Here is an 18,087-nt window from a genome sequence, read left to right on the forward strand (position 1 = left end):
GCCGTCACAGCGGGATGTTCCCATGCTTCTTGGCGGGGAGGCTGGCGCGCTTGTCCCGCAGGGCCCGGAGGCCCTTGATGATCTGGATCCGGGTGTCCGACGGGGCGATGACGGCGTCCACGTAGCCGAGTTCGGCCGCCTGATAGGGGTTCAGGAGCTCTTCCTCGTACTGCCGGATGACTTCGGCGCGCCGCGCCTCGACGTCGCCGCCCTCCTGGGCAACGGCAGCGAGGTCGCGGCGATAAAGGATGTTGACGGCACCCTGGGCGCCCATCACGCCGATCTGGGCCGTGGGCCAGGCCAGGTTCAGGTCCGCGCCGAGCTTCTTGGAACCCATCACGATGTACGCTCCGCCATACGCCTTGCGGGTGATCACGGTGAGCTTGGGCACGGTGGCCTCGGCGTAGGCGTACAGGAGCTTGGCGCCGCGGCGGATGATGCCCTGGAATTCCTGGTCCTTGCCGGGCAGGAAGCCGGGAACGTCCACGAGGGTGATGATGGGGATGTTGAAGGCATCGCAGTGCCGCACGAAGCGGGCGGCCTTCTCCGAGGCGGCGATGTCCAGGGTGCCGGCGAACTGCAGCGGCTGGTTGGCGACAATGCCCACGGTGTGGCCTTCCACCCGCCCGTAGCCGATCATCACGTTGGGCGCGTACAGGGCCTGCATTTCCAGGAAGTGCCCGTCGTCCACGATCTGTTCGACGACGGCGCGCATGTCGTAGGGCTGGTTGGCGGAGTCGGGGACCAGCGTGTCAAGGGCGAGGTCGTCGTCGTCGATCTCCAGCTCCTGCTGGTGGCCCAGCACGGGCGCCTCGGACAGGTTGTTGGACGGCAGGAAGTCCAGCAGTTCCCGCACGAACTCGATGGCGTCGGTTTCATCGGAGGCCAGGTACGTGGAGGTGCCGGTGGTGGCGTTGTGCTGCCGTGCACCGCCCAGGGTTTCCATGTCCACGTCCTCGCCGGTGACGGTCTTGATGACGTCGGGGCCGGTGATGAACATGTGCGAGGTCTTGTCCACCATCACCACGTAGTCAGTAAGCGCGGGGGAGTAGGCGGCGCCGCCGGCCGAGGGGCCCATGATGAGCGAGATCTGGGGGACCACGCCGGAGGCATGGACGTTGTTGCGGAAGATGTCCGCGAACATGGCCAGGGAGGCAACGCCTTCCTGGATGCGCGCACCGCCGCCGTCCAGGATCCCGACGACGGGGCATCCGTTGCGCAGGGCGAATTCCTGCACCTTGACGATCTTTTCGCCGTTGACCTGGCTCAGCGATCCGCCGTAAACGGTGAAGTCCTGCGAGTAGACGGCGACGAGGCGGCCGTCCACGGTGCCGTAGCCGGAGACCAGGCCATCGCCCAGGGGCTTCTTCTTCTCCATGCCGAAGGCCGTGGAGCGGTGCACGGCCAGGGCATCGAATTCGACGAACGAGTCTTCGTCGAGCAGGAGGTCGATGCGCTCGCGGGCGGTGTTCTTGCCGCGCGCATGCTGCTTTTCGATGGCCTCGGGGCCGGAGGGCTGCTCGGCACGTGCCTGGCGGTCGCGGAAATCGGCGATCTTTCCCGCTGTCGTTGTCAGATCGTGGCTCATCAAGTGTCTCCGGCTCTGTTGCAGATCAGTTCTGTTGGCTCGCGGGTCCGGCGCGGCGGAGCTTAAGTAGCAACCACACAAAGGACGAACCCTGCTGGCAAGTCTAATGACGGTTTGGGCGCCCACGGCTGTAGGGAACCTACAATTTTCTGCCGATCCGGCAACCAGTGCGCCAAGTTACTCGCCAGTAACTTAAGTGGGTTACAGTGTTTCCATGACTTTGAGCGATGACGCTTTGCCCGCTTCTGCCAGCCCCTACCAGGCCGCCGGCACGCTCGCCGGACGGACCCTCCTGATCTCCGGCGGAAGCCGTGGGATAGGCCTCGCGATCGCCAGGCGGGCGGCCCGCGACGGGGCCAACATCGTGCTCCTGGCCAAGACCGGGCAGCCGCACCCCAAGCTGCCGGGCACTGTCTACAGTGCCGCGGAGGAACTGGTGCAGGCCGGCGGCCAGGCATTGCCGCTGGTGGGCGATGTCCGCCGGGACGAGGACGTGGCAGGGGCCGTGGCCGCGGCCGTGGAGCGTTTCGGCGGCATCGACATCGTCATCAACAACGCCTCCGCGATCGACCTGTCCACCACGGACGCCGTGGACATGAAGAAGTACGACCTCATGCAGGACATCAATGTCCGCGGCACCTTCCTGCTGTCCAAGCTGGCGCTGCCCGCCTTGCGCGAGTCGGAGCAGCCGCACATCCTGACGCTCTCGCCGCCGCTGAACCTCGACCCCCACTGGGCGGGAAAGCATCTTGCGTACACCATGGCGAAGTACGGGATGAGCCTGACCACGCTGGGGCTGGCCGAAGAACTCAAGGGTGCCGGCATCAGGGTCAACTCGCTGTGGCCCTGCACGCTGATCGACACCGCAGCAATCCGGAACATGCCGCACGGCGGGACCATGGTGCTGGCTGCCCGCGGGCCGCAGATCATGGCCGACGCCGCACATGCCGTCCTGACGGGCAGCAACCTCCGGCCCGGCGCGCCGGCCACCGGCAACTTCTACACGGACGAGCAGGTGCTGGCAGCGGCTGGAGTGGCAGACTTCCGCCCCTACAGCCTCGGTGCGCCCGAAGACCAACTGGTTCCGGACATCTTCCTGTAGCCCCGCCCCGGCACTGCTCCGCCCCGCAGGACTTAGCTCGGTAGGATTTAGCCATGGACGACGCACATGCACCGGGCACCCCCCTGAACAGAAGCGACCTGGCCGACGAGCGCTTCCTCTCAGCGGCGGGGATCCCCCGGATCGACGTCGTCGACTCCACCGGTTCCACCAACGCGGACCTCCTGCGCGCCGTCACCGTCGAGCCCGCGGCGTGGCCGGACCTTTCGGTCCTTACCGCCGAATACCAGACCGCGGCGCGGGGACGCCTGGACCGGCACTGGGACGCGCCGCCGCTGAGCTCGGTGTCCGTCTCCGTCGTACTGCGTCCCGTCAATGCCGACCGCACGCCCCTTCCCACCCAGAGCTACTCCTGGCTGTCCCTGATCGCAGCCATGGCGCTGCGCGAAACCCTCCAGGAAACAGCAGGCCTCCCGGCTGACCTCAAGTGGCCCAACGATGTCCTGGTACGGGGGCGGAAAATAGCCGGCATCCTGGCCCAGCTCGGTCCCATGGTGGACGGCGCCGCCCCGCCGGTCATCCTCGGCACGGGCCTGAACGTCACACTGGGGGAGCCGGACCTCCCGGTCCCCACCGCTACCTCCGTGCTCCTCGAAGGTGCGCGCACCACTGACCGCACCGCCCTCCTGAAAAGCTACCTGTCCCACTTCGCGGTCCTGTACCGGAGTTTCTGCAACGCCGACGGCGACCCCACGGCGGGCCTGGCAGGCGGCCATTCGCTCCACAAGCGGGTGGAAGCGGCGATGGTCACGCTGGGCAAGCAGGTGCGGGCCCAGCTGCCCGGCGACCACGAAATCATCGGCCACGCCACCCGGCTGGACGACTACGGTTCCCTGCTGGTGGTGGACAAAGACTCCCATGAGCACGTGGTGACAGCCGGGGACGTGGTGCACCTGCGGCCATGGACCGCGCCGGAGGAACCCGGCCAAGGCGGTTATGCGTAGAGGCCTCGCCCCGGGCGAGCAAGTCATTGTCACCACCCGCCCGCAGCCGAGGAAACTCTCCGGGGCAGCCGTGGCCTTCGTGCTGGCGCCGGCGCTGGCAGCCTTCGCCGCGGCCTGGATCATCCGCGGCGGCGCAGCACGCCTGGTGCCCTCCGCCGGGGCCAAGGCCACGCCCTGGCTTGTTGCCGCCTGCGTCCTGGCGGCGGCCGCGGTGTGGTTGGGCTACTGCCTGCCCAGGCTGCTTCGCTGGCAGGGGACCCGGTACACCCTGACCAGCCAGCGGATGGTTGCCCGCTTTGGGCTCCTGAACCGCCGTGACCAGCAGGTGGACCTGGCCTCTGTGCGCAACCTGACAGTCCACGAGACCCTGCTGCAACGCCTGGTGCACTCCGGGAATATATCCTTGGAGACCGGGTACCGGGGCGTGGTGGTGTTCCACGATGTGCCCGAGGTCGCCAGGTTCCGCGACTTTATCCTCGACGCCATCGGGGAATTGCCGGGCGGGCACGACGACGGGCCGGGGGCGGCGGGGTATTACCCGGCCGGGGCCGTGGCGGAAAAGATGAGAGAAGGTGGACGGGATGAACGGTGAGGACCAGCAGGAACGCATGAACAGCATCGCCCCCGACGCCGGCTCCGTGGAGACGTCCTCCTTTGAATACTCCGCGACGTCGCCGGAACCGGCCGAACCGCCGCCCGCCGTCGACCGCCATCCTGCCACCGGTGCCATGTCAGCGGAGCGGCTGGCCATGAAAGCACTCGAAGCCCGGCTCCTTGGCGGCGAACGCAAGCTCCGCCGTCGTGAAGTCGCCGCCGGTGCCGGCCTCTCCCTGCTCTCCGCCCGAAAACTTTGGCGCGCCCTGGGCTTTCCGAACTTCGGGGACGAGGACGTGGCGTTCACGGAACGGGACCAGGCAGCCCTGTCCACCGTGGTGGACCTGGTCCGCGCCGGCAAGCTGACCGAGGAAGCGGCAATTTCCGTCACACGCGCCATCGGCCAGATGACCGACCGCATGGTGGTCTGGCAGATCGAAGCGCTGGTGGAAGACATGGTCCACGAGCAGGGCGTCACGGACGCCATCGCCCGCAAGCGCCTGGTCAACGAACTGCCCGCCCTGGTGGACGCGCTCGAGGAAGTGCTGGTCTACTCCTGGCGCCGCCAGCTCAACGCCGGAGTCCAGCGGCTCGCGGTGCGGGCCGAGGCCGGCCTGCAGGCCAGCGAAGAGGGCCGGGAAGGCGACGAGGACGATGCGCCGCTGCCCCTGGCCCGTGCCGTCGGTTTCGCGGACCTGGTCTCCTACACCAGCCTGTCCCGCCGGATGAACGAGAAAACTCTCGCCCGGCTGGTCCAGCGCTTCGAGAACAAATGCGCGGAAATCATCTCCGTAGGTGGCGGCCGGCTCGTCAAGACCGTCGGCGACGAAGTCCTCTACATCGCAGAGACTCCCGCGGCCGGCGCCGAAATCTCCCTCGCGCTCGCCGAGGCCTTCACCGAAGACGAAATCCTGCCTGAAGCCAGGGTGGCGATGGTCTGGGGCCGCATCCTGTCCCGGCTCGGTGACATCTACGGTCCCACCGTGAACCTCGCCGCCCGCCTGACCAGTCTCGCCGACCCGGGAACCGTCCTGGTGGACTCCATGACCGCGTCCGCCCTGGAACATGACGAACGGTTCATCATGGTTCCGCAACCGCCGGAGAACGTCCGCGGTTTCGGTGAGATCCGTCCCGTCCGCCTCACCCGGGGCCGCGGAAAGGGCCTTGTCCTGGACTAGGGACTCCGGACTGGAAGCCAGCATGCTGCGGCCGCCGCGGCCGCAATGAATTTATCCACTTGTTGGTGGATTGGCGGTATTGTTGTGGTGCCCGGCTTCTGTGGAAGCCGCCGCCCGGCCACCGGCCACATATTTTCGGGGGATTCAAGGAATGATTCGTCGCGGACACACGCGCGCCCAAAGCCCTGCCACCGGCATGCCCGCATGGCGCCGCGTGCTGGCATCCCGCCGGCTTGCCGGGACGGCGTTTGGTGTTGTTGTGGGTGTGGTGGTGACGGGTGCTGTGTTGTATCCGGGGTTTAAGACCACTGAGGTGGAGTTGAACGATGGCGGCGTGTGGGTGGTGTCGAAGTCGAAGAATGCTGTGGGGCGGTTGAATTATCCGTCGCGGGTGTTGGATGGGGCGGTGACGCCGGCGTCGACGACCTTTGATGTGCTGCAGCATGCGGGGGAGGTGTTTGTTGATGATGAGACTGGTTCGACGTTGAACCAGGTGTCGCCGGCGAATATGCGCCTGGGTGGGGATAAGCAGTTGCCGGGGGCTGCTGATGTGAGTTTTGGGGCGCGGACGATTTCGGTGACGGATGCTGCGTCGGGGAAGGTGTGGGCTGTTTCGCCGTCGACGGTGAATGGTTTTGATCAGGAGGCGTCCGAGCCGGTTTTGGTGGGTTCGGAGGGGACTGTTTCTGCTGTGGGGTCTGATGACCGGATTTATTCGGCGGATCCGAAGACGGGGACGGTGACGGTCACGGCGGTCGATGCCAATGGGGAGGTGGCGTCGTCGGAGTCGGATACCTGGGCTGACCTCAAGGGGGCCGGGGATCTGCAGATGACGGTGGTGGGGGACCGGCCGGTGGTGTTGGATGCTGCGGCGGGGAACCTGTTTTTGCCTGGCGGCAAACGGCTGCGCCTGGAGGACGCGCGGGATGCGCGGTTGCAGCAGGCGGGGCCGGGCAGTGATGTTGTGGCGGTGGCGACGCGGAAGGCGTTGTTGAAGCAGCCCCTGGATGGGGGTGCGGCGAAGACCGTGGCGTTCGACGGCGAGGGTGTCCCGGCTGCTCCGGTGCAGTTGGGCGGGTGTGTGCATGCGGCGTGGTCGGGTGCGAACAAGTATGTCCGGGATTGCGTCAATGATGGTGATGATAAGAAGGTGGACGTGCCGAAGGCGAGTGCGTCGCCGTCGTATGTTTTCCGTGTGAACCGGGACCTGGTGGTCCTGAATGATGTGAATTCGGGCAATGTGTGGCTGGTGAACCAGAACATGCAGCTGGTCAACAACTGGGACGACGTCATCCCGCCCAAGGAAACCTCGGACGACGCCGACAAGGACTCCGCCGACGAAGTCCAGCAGACAGTCCTTCCGGACCGCACCAAGCCCAACAGCCCGCCGGTGGCCCAGCCCGACACCTTCGGGGTGCGCGCCGGAAAGACCACCATCCTGCCCGTCCTGGACAACGACTCCGACCCCGACGGCGACATCCTCACCGTCCGGACACCCGACCCGCTCAAGTCCGGCCCGCTCACACCGGTCTACGGCGGCACCGGCTTCCAGGTCAGCGTCGGGGCGGACAAGACCGGCGCCGATACCTTCAAATACACGGTCGACGACGGCCGCGGACTCTCGGCCTCCGCCGACGTCACGCTGAACATCGTCCCGCCGGGCGAAAACTCCGCTCCGCGGCAAAAACCCAACCGGAACACCATCCTGGTGGTGCAGGCCGGCAAGAGCGTCAGCCAGAACATCCTGACCGACTGGATCGACCCCGACGGCGACGACCTCTTCGTCGTCGGAGCCGCCGGCAGCGATCCCCGCGACCAGGTCAAGATCCGGCCCGACGGGCTGCTCAGCTTCCAGGACTCCGGCGCGGAACCCGGGCGTAAAACCGTCACGGTCACCGTTTCGGACGGCCGCTCCACCACGGAAGGCAAGATCACCGTCGAAGTGCGCCCGCCCGGCGCCCTGCCGCCCATCGCCAACGCCGACCATCTGGTCGCCGTCGCCGGGGCGGACACCGTGATCACGCCGCTGAAAAACGATTCGGACCCGCAGGGAGGTGCCCTGCGGCTCGCCCAGGTCACCCCGGACGGCAACTCAACCGCCACCATGGGCGCCGACCAGCAATCGTTCACCTTCAACTCCACCGCCGTGGGCGCCCACTACGTCACCTACCTCGTCACCAACGGACCGGCCAGCGCGCAGCAACTGGTGCGTGTCGACGTCGTCCCGGGCGGCGGCGACGGCGCCCCGGTAGCCGTCCGCGACACCGCCCTGCTGCCCAGCGGCGGCAGCGTGCTGGTGGACGTCCTTGGCAATGACTCCGACCCCTCCGGCGGGGTCCTGGTAGTCCAGTCCGTGACGGCCGCGGACGGGCTGCCGTTGAGCGCCGCCATCCTGGACCACTCGGTGGTCCGGATCACCGACATCCGCGCGCAGGGCCAGCTGACCGTCACATACACCGTCTCCAACGGCAAGTCCTCCGCCACCGGCGAAATCGCCGTCCTGGTGGTCCCCGCACCGGCCAAACTGCAGGCGCCGCAGGCGAAGCCCGACGAAGCCACCGTGCGTGCCGGGGACGTCGTCACCATTCCCGTCCTGGCCAACGACACCGACCCCAACGGCGGAAAGCTCACCCTCGAACCTGTCCTGGCGCAGCAGCCGGACCCCGCCGACGGCCGCATCTTCACCTCCGGCCAGGCAATCCGCTTCATCGCCGGCGACGAACCCAAGACCGTGTACGCCATCTACAAAGTCACCAACGAATCCGGGCAATCCGACTCCCAGCAGGTGGCCATCCGGATCCGTGCCCGGGACGACCAACTCAACACCCGCCCCGAGCCGAAGAACCTGACCGCCCGTGTGGTGGCAGGCATGACCGTGCGCATCCCGGTGCCTTTGGACGGCATCGACACCGACGGTGACTCCGTCCAGCTGACCGGGGTGGACAAGGCCCCCGCGATGGGCACGGCAGTGGTCAAGGACGGTTACCTCGAATTTACGGCCGCCGGCAACGCCGCCGGAACGGACACCTTCACCTACCGGGTCCAGGACCGCATCGGCGCCGAAAACACCGGCACCGTGATCGTCGGTATCGCCCCGCAGGAAGCCAACAACCAAAAGCCCATCGCCGTGGACGACGCCGTGGAGGTCCGCCCCGGCCGGAAGATCGCAGTCGACGCGCTCACCAACGACTCAGACCCCGACGGCGACCCGGTCAGCCTGGTATCCAACGGCTTCGAGGCGCGCCCGGACCTCGCGGTGGAGGCAGCCGACGGCGGCAAGGTGCTGCTCACCGCCCCGGCGGAGGCCGGCAGCGAAAGCGTCAGCTACACGATCCAGGACGACAAGAAATCGCAGGCAGGAGCCGTGATCCGCGTCAAGGTCAGCCCCGACGCAGCGCTCAAGATCCCGGTCGCCAAGGACGACGTGGTCACCCCGGCGGAGACGCTGGGCAAATCCGCCGTGGACGTCCCGGTGCTGAAGAACGACGCCGACCCCGACGGCGTCGCCTCGGAGCTGAAGATCAGCCTGCCCGGCGGCAACCCCAACGCACGGGCCACCGGCGACGGCACCGTCCGGGTCACCTTGGCACCGAAGGACCAGCTGGTGCCCTACACCGTCACCGACATCGACGGCCAAAGCGCGACGGCGGTCATCTGGGTCCCCGGGCAGGGTGAACAGCACCCTACCCTGGCCCGGACCGACGTCGTTGAAGTGATGTCCGGCAAGGAAACCACCCTCGACCTGGCGGACTACGTCAGGGTCCGGGACGGCCGCACCCCCCGCCTCACCCAGATGGACAAGGTCCGGGTGCAGGGCGCCGAAGCGGACAATGTGGTGGCCGGAAACGGCACCGCCCTTCGCTACGCCGCGCTGAAGGACTATGTAGGGCCCGGCTCGGTCACCTTCGAGGTCACCGACGGGACCGGGCCGGACGATCCCGCCGGCCTGAAGTCCACGCTCAGCATCATCACCAAGGTCATCCCCGACCCCAACGCCAACCACCAGCCCACCTTCAGCGGCGCCACCCTCGATGTGCCCAAGGGCGAATCCGCCACCCTGGACCTGGGCAACCTCGCCAAGGATGTGGACGCCGGGGACCAGGACAAGCTTCGATTCGAACTCGACGGCGCCCTGCCCGACGGCTTCACCGCGAGCGTGGACAAGGCGGCCCTGAAGGTGGCGCCCGACTCCGCCAAGGCCGCCGGCTGGAAGGGCAGCATCCCGCTCAAAGTCACCGACGGGCGCTCCGACCCCGTCCGGGCCACGGTCACCGCCACCGTAGTCGCCTCCAACCGGCCGCTGCCGGTAGCCAACGAGGACGTGGTGGACAAGGCCAACGCCGGCAAGTCCGAGACCGTCAACGTCCTGGCCAACGACTTCAACCCGTTCCCCGGGACAGCCCTGCGGATCACCGCCGCGACCGTGGAAACCGGCTCCGCGGCAGGCCAGCCGGCAGTTTCGGGCGACTCCATCACCGTCACTCCCGCCGGCGGTTTCAAGGGCGTGATGGTGGTGCGCTACACCGTGATGGACAAGACCGAGGACATCTCCCGGCAGACCGACGGCCGGATCCGGATCACCGTCCGTGACCGCCCGGACGCACCGTCCGCGCCCACGGCAACGGACGTCCGGAGCCGGACGGCAGTACTGAAGTGGACACCGCCGTCGGACAACGGTGCCCCCATCACCAAGTACACCGTGCGCTCCGCCAACGGCTTCAGCCAGGACTGCGCCACCACCACCTGCACGCTGAGCGGGCTGACCAACGACGTCAAGTACGTCTTCACCGTCACCGCCACCAACGAAGTCCACGAATCCGACCCCTCGCCGGCCTCCAACGAGATCCGGCCGGACGAAAAGCCGTCGCCGCCGGACGCACCCACGGTCAAGGCCGGTGACAAGACCATGGAGATCGCCTGGGCCGCCGCCCGGACCGAGGGCTCGGCGGTCAAGAACTACAACCTGGAAATCTCGCCGCCGCCAGCCAACGGGGTGGCGGTCCGGAACGGCGTGTCCGGCCTGAACTACACCTGGACCGGACTGACCAACGGGGTGCGCTACAAGGTCCGTGCCCAGGCCGTCAACGAACTCGGACCCTCCGACTGGGGCCAGTACTCCGCCGAGGACAACCCGGCCGGCGTTCCCGCCGCTCCCGGGGCTCCGACGTCGACCGTGGCGTCCGCCGTGGGCACGTCCAACCAGCTCAAGGTGGACTGGAAGGAACCCAACACCAACGGCGACGCGATCAGGAACTACTACGTCACCATGAGCGGCGGCGGCGGGGCCGACCAGACCCAGGTGGTGGCCGGGACCGTCCGGACAGCCAACTTCACCGCCAACAACTCCGAAGCGTCGTACATTTTCACCGTGCAGGCGGAGAACAAGGCCGGCAAGGGCGCCGTCAGCGCACCGTCCGCGCCCCGCCGGGCCACCGGCAAACTCGGACAGGTCTCCGGCGTCACCGCGACCGAAGCCAACACCGGGGGTGCAGGGCGCTCCGTCACCATCGACTTCCGTGAACTCACCGCCGCCGAACGCAACGGCTCCTCCTACGCCGAAGTCAGCTACACCTACCGGGCCAGCACGGGGCAGTCCGGCCCGATCAGGCCCGGGCAGACCGTGGGCGGATTCGCCAACGGCACGGCCACCGCGATTACCGTCGTGGCCAACTCATCGGTCGCGCCGGGCTCGGACGCCAGCGCCCCGGACACCGCGAACCCGTACGGTTCACCCGGCACGCCCTCGGCGTCCGGTACCGACGGTGCGGAGAACCAGAAGAGCCTCACCCTGGGCTGGGCATCGCCGGCCGCCGGAAGCTACGACATCGCCTACACCCAGATCAGGATCGACGGCGGCGGCTGGGAACGCGTGGCGGCTTCCGGCAGCCGGACCATCAACACGGCCGGCTTCAACGAACGGCACTCGATCGACGTCCAGACCGTCAACTCACGCGGAACCGGCGGCCCCGTTGCTTCCGCATCGGCACAATCGGGGGCGGCCAAGACGCGCTGGACCACACGCCTGAACAGCGGGATGGACCGCAGCTGCACCGACCTGCCAGGGCCGACCTCCTACGATCCAGCGGCGTTCACCTGCGACGGCCAGAGCGGCTACAACCGGCCCTGGATGTCCAAGTACGACACCTTCGACGTGATGTGCTGGAAGCCGCACGGCACCACGTACAGCGGCGACGGCCAGTGGTACTACATCATGCGCGGCTCGCCCAACGAGACCCGCTGGATCCAGTCGCTGCACACCACCATCGGTCCGCCGGCGCAAAGCGGCGTGCCGCTGTGCACCTTCCCGACGGGAGCCACGCCATAGGCGCCCGCAGGCGGCCGGTGGGCCGGATCAGGATAGAGCTCCCCATCGCGGGGGCTTGCGGGACTTCGGTAGGCTTGCCCGGGGGAAAGAAAGCCTACTGCCTGTCCTGCGAACAGGCCGCCATTTGGCTACACAATCTGAGGGAAAAGTAACGCTGTGACAACTCTGCTGGGGAAGCTTGGGCTGAAGAAGCGACAAAAGAAGGCCGTCGCCGGGACGGCGTTTGGTGTTGTTGTGGGTGTGGTGGTGACGGGTGCTGTGTTGTATCCGGGGTTTAAGACCACTGAGGTGGAGTTGAACGATGGCGGCGTGTGGGTGGTGTCGAAGTCGAAGAATGCTGTGGGGCGGTTGAATTATCCGTCGCGGGTGTTGGATGGGGCGGTGACGCCGGCGTCGACGACCTTTGATGTGCTGCAGCATGCGGGGGAGGTGTTTGTTGATGATGAGACTGGTTCGACGTTGAACCAGGTGTCGCCGGCGAATATGCGCCTGGGTGGGGATAAGCAGTTGCCGGGGGCTGCTGATGTGAGTTTTGGGGCGCGGACGATTTCGGTGACGGATGCTGCGTCGGGGAAGGTGTGGGCTGTTTCGCCGTCGACGGTGAATGGTTTTGATCAGGAGGCGTCCGAGCCGGTTTTGGTGGGTTCGGAGGGGACTGTTTCTGCTGTGGGGTCTGATGACCGGATTTATTCGGCGGATCCGAAGACGGGGACGGTGACGGTCACGGCGGTCGATGCCAATGGGGAGGTGGCGTCGTCGGAGTCGGATACCTGGGCTGACCTCAAGGGGGCCGGGGATCTGCAGATGACGGTGGTGGGGGACCGGCCGGTGGTGTTGGATGCTGCGGCGGGGAACCTGTTTTTGCCTGGCGGCAAACGGCTGCGCCTGGAGGACGCGCGGGATGCGCGGTTGCAGCAGGCGGGGCCGGGCAGTGATGTTGTGGCGGTGGCGACGCGGAAGGCGTTGTTGAAGCAGCCCCTGGATGGGGGTGCGGCGAAGACCGTGGCGTTCGACGGCGAGGGTGTCCCGGCTGCTCCGGTGCAGTTGGGCGGGTGTGTGCATGCGGCGTGGTCGGGTGCGAACAAGTATGTCCGGGATTGCGTCAATGATGGTGATGATAAGAAGGTGGACGTGCCGAAGGCGAGTGCGTCGCCGTCGTATGTTTTCCGTGTGAACCGGGACCTGGTGGTCCTGAATGATGTGAATTCGGGCAATGTGTGGCTGGTGAACCAGAACATGCAGCTGGTCAACAACTGGGACGACGTCGTCCCGCCCAAGAACGAATCCGACGAGCAGGACCAGGAATCGGCGGACAACAACACCATCAACGTCCTGCCGGACCGGACCAAACCCAACCGGCCGCCGGAAACCAAGCCCGACGCCGTCGGCGTCCGCCCGGGCCGGACCACCATCCTGTCCGTCCTGGACAACGACTCCGACCCTGACGGCGACGTCCTGACGGCATCAGTCGGGGACTCCGGACCCAAGTCCGGCACCCTGGAAAACATCTACGGCGGCACCGCTTTCCAGATCACCGTCCCCGCGGACGCCAAACCAGGCACGGAAACCTTCAACTACAGCGCCTCCGACGGCCGCGGGCTGTCCGCCACCGGGCAGGTCACGCTGAGCGTGGTCGGACCGGACGAAAACAAGCCGCCCAAATTCAAGCGCGGCGAAGACACCACCATGCTGGTGGAGCAGGGCAAGACGGTCAGCCAGAACATCCTGACCGACTGGATCGACCCCGACGGCGACGACCTCGTGCTGCTGGACGCCAAGGCCGACAACGACCAGGACCAGGTGAAGGTGCGCCGCGACGGGCTGCTCACCTTCCAGGACTCCGGGGCGACAGCCGGGAAGAAGAACGTCCAGGTGACCATCTGGGACGGCCGCGCCACCGTCACCGGCAAGGTGGTGGTCAACGTCCAGCCGCCGGGTGCGCTGGCACCGGTGGTCAACGCCGACCACGTCACCGCCGTGGCGGGCCAGGACCTGGTCATCTCCCCGCTGAAGAACGACGTCGACCCCAACGGCGGCGCGCTCCGGCTGGCGCAGGTGGAAGCCAACGGCCCGGCCGACCTCGGCCCGGTCACCGACGGCGGCACCTTCACCTTCCGCAGCAGCACCCCCGGCCCGGTGTACCTGACCTACATCGCAAGCAACGGCCCGCAAAGCAGCCAGGGCCTCATCCGGGTCGACGTCGAATCCGGCAACGACACCGGCGATCCCGTGGCAGTCCACGACGTCGCCCTGATGCCCGCCGGCGGCAGCGTGCTGCTGGACCCGCTGGCCAACGACTCCGACCCCTCCGGCGGAGTCCTGGTGCTGCAGTCCGTCAAGCTCCCCGAGGGCGCCCCGGTCTCCGTCAGCGTGATCAACCACAGTGTCCTGCGCATCACCGACATCCTGGGCACCAAGGACCCCATCCTTTTCGAATACACCATGTCCAACGGAAAGAAATCGGCAACCGGAAGTGTTTCCGTGGTGCCGGTCCCGGCGCCGGCCGTCGTGGAGGCACCCCAGCCGAAGCCGGACGAGGTCAACGTGCGCGTCAACGACGTCGTCACCATCCCGGTCCTGGACAACGACACCCACCCGCAGGGCCAGGAACTGACGGTCGATCCCGTCCTGCCGCAGGCGGTGGACCCGGCCGACGGCAAGAGCTTCGTCTCGGAGAACACGCTCCGGTTCATCGCCGGCAGCCAGCCCAAGACGGTGCGGGCCATCTACAACGCCGTCGACCCGCAGGGCCAGAAGAGCGCCGCCGCCGTCACCATCCACATCCTTCCCCTGGAAGGAGCCGAAAACTCCCGGCCCCAGCCCCGGAACCTCACCGCGCGGGTGGTGGCCGCCGGCACCGTCCGGATCCCGGTGCCCCTTGACGGCATCGACCCCGACGGCGACTCCGTCCAGCTCACCGGCATCGACAGCACCCCCGCCATGGGAACGGCAACCGTGGGCAGCAACTTCATCGACTTCACCGCCGCGGGCGACGGCGCCGGTACCGACACCTTCCGCTACAAGGTGGTGGACCGCCAGGGCGCCGTGAACACCGGCACGGTGACGGTTGGCATCGCCCCCCGCGGTGAAAGCAACCAGAAGCCTACCCCGGTGGATGACGAGGTCCGGGTCCGCCCCGGCCGCCAGATCGCGGTCGACGCCACCGCGAACGACACCGATCCCGACGGCGACCGGATCCGCATCCTCACCGACGGCATCGAAGCCGATCCCGCGCTGCAGGCCACCGTGAGCAGGAACAGCGGCAGGATCATCCTGCTGGCGCCTAACGGGGCCGGGACCATCAACGTCCGCTACACCATCGCCGACGACCGGGACGCCACCGCCCAGGCAACCATCCGCATGGTGGTGGACAACGACGTACCGCTCAAGGCACCGATTGCCCGGGATGACAGGGTGACCTCCGCCCAGACCATGGGCAAGACCGCCGTCGATGTTCCCGTCCTCAAGAACGACGAGGACCCCGACGGCGTGGGGGAGAACCTTAAAATCAGCACCGAGGCCGCCACGGCAAGGCCCGGCGGCAGCGGCAACATGCTGGTGGACCTCACCGAGCAGCCCCAGCTCATCCCCTACACCGTGGAGGACGTGGACGGGCTCAAGTCCACTGCCGTCATCTGGGTTCCCGGCCTTGGCCAGCAGGTCCCCACATTGGCAAAGGACGAGGTCCTTGAGGTGGTTTCCGGACAGTCCGTGGACGTCGACCTCAACGAGTGGGTCAAGGTCCGCGGAGGCAAGTCGCCGCGGCTGACCCAGGCCGACAGGATCAAGCTCATCGGTGCCGACGGCAGCAACCCGGTCACCCGCGACGGTACGGGCCTGAAGTACACCGCCGGCGCCGACTACGTGGGCCCCGGCTCGCTGACCTTCGAAGTGACCGACGGAACCGGCCCGGACGACCCGGCCGGCCTGAAGGCCACGCTCAGCATCCGCACCAAGGTCCTTCCGGATCCGAACAAGAACAACCCGCCCGAACTCCTTGGCGCCAGCATCGACGTACCCAAGGGTGACAGTGCCACCACCGACCTGTCGAAACTGACCTCCGACCCCGATCGGGACGACGTCGGGAAGATGAAGTACGAACTGGTGGGCGGCGCTCCCGCCGGGTTCAACGCCAGCGTAGAGGGCAAGTCCCTGAAGGTTTCGGCAGCGGACTCCACCGGCACCGGCTCCAAGGCCGCCGTCCAGGTGAAGGCGACGGATCCCCGCGGGCTCGAAGCGACGGCCACGTACCAGCTTGCCGTGACCGCCTCCAACCGGCCCAAGCCGGTGGCGAACGACGACGTCGAGGCCAACGCCGCGGCGGGCAAACCGGTGACCATCAACGTCCTGGCGAACGACGCGAACCCGTTCCCCGAAACACCGCTGAAGATCATCGCCGCCAACACCGAAACGGGCAGCGGCAACGTCGGAGTCGACGGTGACTCGGTCACCGTCACACCCGCTCCCGGGTTCACCGGAACGATGGTGGTGGCCTACACCGTGGAGGACAAGACCGGCGACGCGTCGCGGCATGCCACGGCGCGGGTCCGGCTGACCGTCAAGGACAAGCCGGCCGCGCCCACCACGCCGCAGGCGCAAAGCGTGGGGGACCAGACCGCGCTGCTGAACTGGTCCGCTCCGGCGGACCGGGGCTCGCCCATCACCAAGTACACGGTGTACGGCGAGGGCGGGTTCCGGCAGGACTGCCCGGCCAACACCTGCACGCTCAACGGCCTGACCAACAACACCACGTACCACTTCCAGGTGACTGCCACCAACGAGTTCGGCGAGTCGGACCGGTCCCCGGCCTCGGCCGACGTCCGGCCCGACGTCAAACCCGACACCCCGCTGGCGCCGTCCCTGAAGTTCGGCGACAAGGAACTGGCCATCAACTGGACAGCCCCCGCCAGCAAGGGCTCGCCGGTGAAGTCCTATGACCTGGAAATCTCTCCGGCGCCTGCCGGCCAGAACGCCCAGATCCAGGGCCTGACCTCGGTCAGCTACGTGTGGAAGGGCCTGCAAAACGGCGTGTCCTACAAGGTGCGGGTCCTGGCCCGGAACGATGCCAAGGAACCGTCCGAGTGGAGTCCGTACTCGGCCGCCGAAGTGCCGGCCGGTGTACCTGCCACGCCGACGGCGCCCACGGCGTCGCAGGCTTCCTCCGTGGGCTCGCAAAGCCAGCTGAAGGTCACCTGGGCCGCGCCCAACAACAACGGTGACGCCATCTCCGCCTACACCCTGACCACTCTTCGAGGCGGCGCGGTGGTGGCCAGCCAGCAGGTGGCCGGGACCTCGCAGAACGTCACTGTGGACAACTCGGAGACGAACTACACGTTCACGGTTTCGGCCACGAACAAGGCCGGCACCAGCGCCACCAGTGCACAGTCGGCGGCGATCCGTGCCGTGGGCAAGCCCGGCATGGTGAGCAGCGGAAGCGTGGCGCCCACCGGCACCAGCGGGCAGCTCAAGGTCACGTTCACGCCCCTCACGGAGGCCCAGCGCAACGGCTCCACCGCCAGCGAAATCGTCTACTCCTACAACGCCGACGGCAGGAGCGGGCCTATCGCGGCCGGCGGCGGAACCATTGGCGGCATGACCAACGGCCGGGACATCACCGTGACGATCATCGCCACCTCCACCAAGAACAACGTCTCCGGCGACGCCAGCGCGATCGGCAGCGGCAACCCGTACGGGCCGGCCAACGCACCGAACGTGAACGGCACCACCTCGGCTAAGGGCGACGGCCAGGTGCACTGGACCTGGAACGACCCCAACACCAACGGCCGGCCGCTCGATCACTACGAAGTCAGCTACGACGGCGGTGGTTGGATCAATGTGAACAAAGCCAATCGCTATGACCGTGACGCCGGTGGCTGGGACCAGAGCCACAGGCTGCGCGTACGTGCCGTGACCGTGGTGGATGGTGCCATTGGTGGACCCGCCACGTCCACGTCGGGTGCCGACCCGACCCCGCCGCCGCCCACGTCCTGGAACGTCACCGCCAGCCCCGTCCGCAGCTGCACCGAGCCCCGCAAGGGCACGGACAGCTACGTCGCCGGCAACCCGTCCCAGTGCACCGGTGAAGGCATCTGGCTCGACGCCGGCGCCTACTCCCGGGCCGACCGCTACCAGGTCTGGTACAAGACCTCCAACAACCCCAGCGGCATCTGGTACCACCTGAGCGAGGGGATGGCAGCAGGCAACTGGCTCCGCTGCGACACCTCCAACGTCGGGTGCAACCCGCCGGCCGGCATGCCCAACCGCTAACCGAAAAAGCAAACGCAGCCGCAGGGCCCGCCGGGCCCCGCTGAGAACCTGACTACAGCAGAAGGAAGCAA

General features: G+C 67.4%; 7 protein-coding genes. 6 read left to right on the plus strand and 1 reads right to left on the minus strand.

The annotated features are described in order from the left end of the window. Window positions 1-4: 4 nt before the first annotated feature. Entirely contained in the window at window positions 5-1,588 is a 1,584-nt protein-coding gene (locus tag ACYSM9_RS00780) for an acyl-CoA carboxylase subunit beta (RefSeq protein WP_461855073.1), read from the minus strand. A gap of 214 nt (window positions 1,589-1,802) precedes the next feature. Here ACYSM9_RS00780 and ACYSM9_RS00785 point away from each other — a divergent pair, with 214 nt between their 5' ends. The 6 genes from ACYSM9_RS00785 (at window position 1,803) to ACYSM9_RS00810 (ending at window position 18,016) form a co-directional block, all read left to right on the plus strand. After that, window positions 1,803-2,690 (plus strand): SDR family oxidoreductase, encoded by an 888-nt coding sequence (locus ACYSM9_RS00785; RefSeq protein WP_461855074.1) that lies wholly within the window; start codon window positions 1,803-1,805, stop codon window positions 2,688-2,690. A gap of 53 nt (window positions 2,691-2,743) precedes the next feature. Beyond that, complete coding sequence (locus ACYSM9_RS00790; protein WP_461855075.1) at window positions 2,744-3,652, plus strand: biotin--[acetyl-CoA-carboxylase] ligase; 909 nt, start codon at window positions 2,744-2,746, stop codon at window positions 3,650-3,652. Then, the gene (locus ACYSM9_RS00795; RefSeq protein ID WP_461855076.1) at window positions 3,645-4,244 is read left to right on the plus strand and encodes a PH domain-containing protein; all 600 of its coding nucleotides are present in this window, start codon (window positions 3,645-3,647) and stop codon (window positions 4,242-4,244) included. Before ACYSM9_RS00790 ends, ACYSM9_RS00795 begins: the two co-directional genes overlap by 8 nt. Then, window positions 4,234-5,424, plus strand: coding sequence for an adenylate/guanylate cyclase domain-containing protein (locus ACYSM9_RS00800; protein ID WP_461855077.1), 1,191 nt, complete (start codon window positions 4,234-4,236; stop codon window positions 5,422-5,424). The genes ACYSM9_RS00795 and ACYSM9_RS00800 overlap by 11 nt, the downstream gene beginning before the upstream one ends. Window positions 5,425-5,620: 196 nt before the next feature. Continuing rightward, window positions 5,621-11,749: an Ig-like domain-containing protein gene (locus tag ACYSM9_RS00805; RefSeq protein ID WP_461855202.1), complete on the plus strand. Its 6,129-nt coding sequence runs from the start codon at window positions 5,621-5,623 to the stop codon at window positions 11,747-11,749. 156 nt (window positions 11,750-11,905) lie between these two features. Continuing rightward, complete coding sequence (locus ACYSM9_RS00810; RefSeq protein ID WP_461855078.1) at window positions 11,906-18,016, plus strand: Ig-like domain-containing protein; 6,111 nt, start codon at window positions 11,906-11,908, stop codon at window positions 18,014-18,016. Window positions 18,017-18,087: the final 71 nt, after the last annotated feature.

The organism is Arthrobacter sp. C152 (assembly GCF_054890965.1).

Coding starts and splice junctions, on each gene's coding strand:
- ACYSM9_RS00780 (WP_461855073.1), bottom strand. CDS start 1,588: ATGAGCCACGATCTGACAACGACAGCGGGAAAGATCGCCGATTTCCGC.
- ACYSM9_RS00785 (WP_461855074.1), top strand. CDS start 1,803: ATGACTTTGAGCGATGACGCTTTGCCCGCTTCTGCCAGCCCCTACCAG.
- ACYSM9_RS00790 (WP_461855075.1), top strand. CDS start 2,744: ATGGACGACGCACATGCACCGGGCACCCCCCTGAACAGAAGCGACCTG.
- ACYSM9_RS00795 (WP_461855076.1), top strand. CDS start 3,645: ATGCGTAGAGGCCTCGCCCCGGGCGAGCAAGTCATTGTCACCACCCGC.
- ACYSM9_RS00800 (WP_461855077.1), top strand. CDS start 4,234: ATGAACGGTGAGGACCAGCAGGAACGCATGAACAGCATCGCCCCCGAC.
- ACYSM9_RS00805 (WP_461855202.1), top strand. CDS start 5,621: ATGCCCGCATGGCGCCGCGTGCTGGCATCCCGCCGGCTTGCCGGGACG.